Source organism: uncultured Gimesia sp. (assembly GCF_937910335.1).
Lineage (GTDB): Bacteria > Planctomycetota > Planctomycetia > Planctomycetales > Planctomycetaceae > Gimesia.
Map to the genome: position 1 here is coordinate 1 of NZ_CALEMX010000221.1, position 3,305 is coordinate 3,305.

Annotated in this window: 3 protein-coding genes; 2 read left to right on the forward strand and 1 reads right to left on the reverse strand. The window is 44.6% G+C overall.

Going from position 1 to position 3,305, the window contains the following annotated elements; all coding sequences use genetic code 11:
* A partial coding sequence (locus tag Q0668_RS08535; RefSeq protein ID WP_298862870.1) for a PQQ-binding-like beta-propeller repeat protein occupies positions 1–783 on the reverse strand: 783 nt, incomplete at its 3' end.
* A 358-nt stretch (positions 784–1,141) separates the two neighbouring features.
* Between Q0668_RS08535 and Q0668_RS08540 the strand changes: the two genes are divergently transcribed.
* Together Q0668_RS08540 and Q0668_RS08545 are read left to right on the forward strand one after the other, a co-directional pair.
* Positions 1,142–2,461 carry a hypothetical protein gene (locus Q0668_RS08540; RefSeq protein WP_298862872.1) on the forward strand — a complete coding sequence of 440 codons (1,320 nt, stop codon included), beginning with the start codon at positions 1,142–1,144 and terminating at the stop codon, positions 2,459–2,461.
* Between the two features lie 17 nt (positions 2,462–2,478).
* Positions 2,479–3,305: uracil-DNA glycosylase (locus tag Q0668_RS08545; RefSeq protein WP_298862875.1), on the forward strand; the 827-nt coding region annotated here is incomplete at its 3' end.

The window sequence follows — 3,305 nt, forward strand, 5'->3', positions numbered from 1 at the left end:
ATTTCCGGGCTTAATGGCGATACCGCTAGATTTCATTTCCGGACACCCTGCTAGAAGATATCCCTGCGGTGAGAGTTCATTTCGACCGGCACTTGATTGGCTCAGATTATCAACTTTCCAGATGACTTTTCCGGAGTCGGCATTCACTGCGTATAAGTAAATGTTTTCATGTGGAAAAATTCCCGCTCCAAAATAAGCGATACCTTCATCAACCAGAATACTCGTTCTTACAGGCCAGCGCGAAACCATTTCACCCCGTGCAATAATCATTTCGTCATTGAGACCGGCTCGTAACTTCCAGAGTTCTTTTCCAGAAGCAGCATTCAAGCAGTAAACAAAGCCATCGTCAGAACCAAAGAGGATATTCGACTGATTGATTGTGGGAGCCAACCGAATGGGGCCTCCGGAAAAAAATTGCCAGATGACTTTTCCAGTTTTCAAATCGACACAACGTAGTTGATGATCGACTGATGAACCGTAATAGGCTCGCCCCTCTGAGATGGCGATATGGAAAGCATCATCAAAATCAACGCGTGCTTCGAGATCGTGTCCTTCCATCACTCGCTCACCAGGATCTGTCTGACTGGTTTGCGGTGGACGGGGTGCCGTATGTTTCCAGGATGATTTTAAAGGAATCTGGAACGAATCCGATGTGGCACCGGATCGGGCTTTATCGCCGAGATATGTGGTCCAGTCTTTTGCCTGGGTCTGTTGGCAGAGCAGGCAGGAAATGAAACAGAGAGTGAAAAACAGGGAGGCAACATGGGGAAGACGATGATTCACTTGTTGGTCCTTTTAATTGGTGCCGTAATAAAAAATCAAGCTGAATGTAGGAATGTTCTCAAGTCAACACATAGGGGGGCGTTTATGTCTCAAGTATACTCAGTTTGAGTAGGGAATCGCAAGTAGTTGCAGAAAAGGGATGCTTTGAATTGCAATGTTTCTGTCAGGGGTCTATTTTGGTGATCAGCGTTAGATGACTGAGAGCGTTATATTTAAAGTCTTTTCGGAGAAGATTTTGTATCAAATCAGGAATGAAAGCAAATTTCGAAGCCTGATCTCTGCTCTAAAATCAATAGAATGAAACGTTGCATTATTTGGAATGTTCGAGCCGTCAAGATGTAGAACAAGGGATGTCAGAATGAAAATGAGAGTGATACTATCTCTGGTGGGATTATGTTTTTTAACAGGTTGTCCTGATTCCAATAAATCTGGTTCTTCTGCTCCCGAAGAAAAAACGACTTCAGCTAGTAGTAAAGAGACTACTAAGGAGGCAAGTTCGAACGTAGCGGATACACCAGAGTCGGTTCAGGCTTTCAAAGATCTGGATGCCAAGATGGTTTTTTCGAAAGATGGCCGGGTTCTCATTCTGGATTTGAAAGGTACAACTGCGAAAGATGCAGATTTAGAACATTTGTCGGGTTTACCTTCTCTGGAGCGACTTACGATCTGGGGGCCGAATTTCACTGATGCGTGTGCAGACTCCATTAGTAAGCAGAAAAAACTATGGTATTTGAATATGGAAAGTACCGCTGTTGGAGATGCTGGAGTTCAAAAAATATCTGATTTAAAAGATTTGCAGGTGCTGTCACTGCGTGCCACAAATATTACAAACGACGCTTTGAAAGTGGTCGCTGCTTTCCCCAAGTTGAAAGATCTCGATTTGAGATTTAATAAAGAAATCAATGACGAGGGGATGCCATTGATCAAAGGGATGCAGAACCTAAAAGTGCTCAAGCTGCAGGCAACTCAGGTGACTGATGATGGTATGAAGTATGTCGCTGCGCTGCCAAACCTGCAGAGATTGAATACCTGGGGGCGAAATATTTCTGATAAAACTCTGGAACTGCTCAAAGATAAAAACTTGATATCATTGGAACTGGATGATACTGAAGTCTCAGACGAGGGAATGCAGCATCTAAAAGGCATGACTAACATGGAATCCCTGCATTTGCGTAGGGATTTTGTTGGTGACCCCGGCGTTAAGAATTTAGAAGGAATGAAAAAGCTGCAGACACTCCATTTGCGCGATACTGTCGTGACAGATGAAGGCATGAAATCTTTGTCTGGCTTGACGGAATTGACGTATCTCGATCTGGATGAGTCGATGATAGGAGACAAAGGGCTGGAACAGATCAAGAATTTAAAAAAGCTGAATCGCCTGGGGTTATGGGGTACGCAGACGACTGATGCAGGCTTGAAGGTGATTTCTGGATTGACGGATCTGAACCGCCTCAATCTGGAAGATACGCAAGTTACCGATGAGGGTCTGAGTGATTTGCTCCCGTTGAAAAAACTGGAGTATCTCAACTTAAGTAAAACAGAGATTAGCGATGGTGGGTTGCAGAAACTGGCTGCGTTAAAAAATCTTAAGGAACTTCAAGTCAGTTTTACTCAGGTCTCTGATGCAGGAGTCGAAAAATTCAAAGCGGCAGTACCGGGTTGTAAGGTAAAACGCTAAATGCAGGTCAGTGAGTTATGAATCAGAATGCAATCAATCGTTCACAAAGGGCTGCCCGGCAATTACTGGAAAGTTGGCAGCGTTCGGGGATTACGCATCTCAAGCGTGTGGTTCCAGGTCCAGAACTGGTAACACAAGACGATCCCGAAGCAGTGACACCTTCTGAAACAACAATTTTACCAGTGTCCAGAGATGAGCTGGCTGTGGCGAAGCAGGAAATGCTAACGCAACAAACAGTAGTACCATCAAAAGAAATTTCTACAGAGCCGGTTGATTCTCTAAAGGAAATGGATGTGCCGCGAACGACAAAGTCAAAATTGGTGAAAGCTGATCGTCAGGCGGAATTGGATATTATCGCAGATCAGGTTTCCCAGTGTGAAAAATGTTCTGAATTAGCTTCGACACGTACGCAGACTGTGTTTGGTGTGGGAAATCCCCAAGCAAAAATCATGTTTGTTGGAGAGGCGCCAGGCGCAGATGAAGATAAGCAGGGCGAGCCATTTGTTGGTCGAGCGGGCAAGTTACTCGATAAGATTATCGAAGCCTGTCAAATGAAGCGTAGTGAAATCTATATTGCAAATATTCTCAGGTGTCGGCCGCCGGGAAACAGAAATCCTTCTGATGAAGAGGCAGCTAACTGCCGAGGATTTCTGGATGCTCAGATTGAAATCGTTGGTCCAGATTATATAGTCTGCTGGGGATCAGTGGCGGCCAAGAATCTGCTGAATTCCGATTTACCGATTGGAAAAATGCGAGGCCAATTTTTTGACTATGGTCGCGCCCGTGTCCTGTGTACTTATCATCCTTCTTACTTATTGAGAAACCCGTCAGCAAAGAAGAATGT

Coding starts and splice junctions, on each gene's coding strand:
- Q0668_RS08540 (WP_298862872.1), top strand. CDS start 1,142: ATGAAAATGAGAGTGATACTATCTCTGGTGGGATTATGTTTTTTAACA.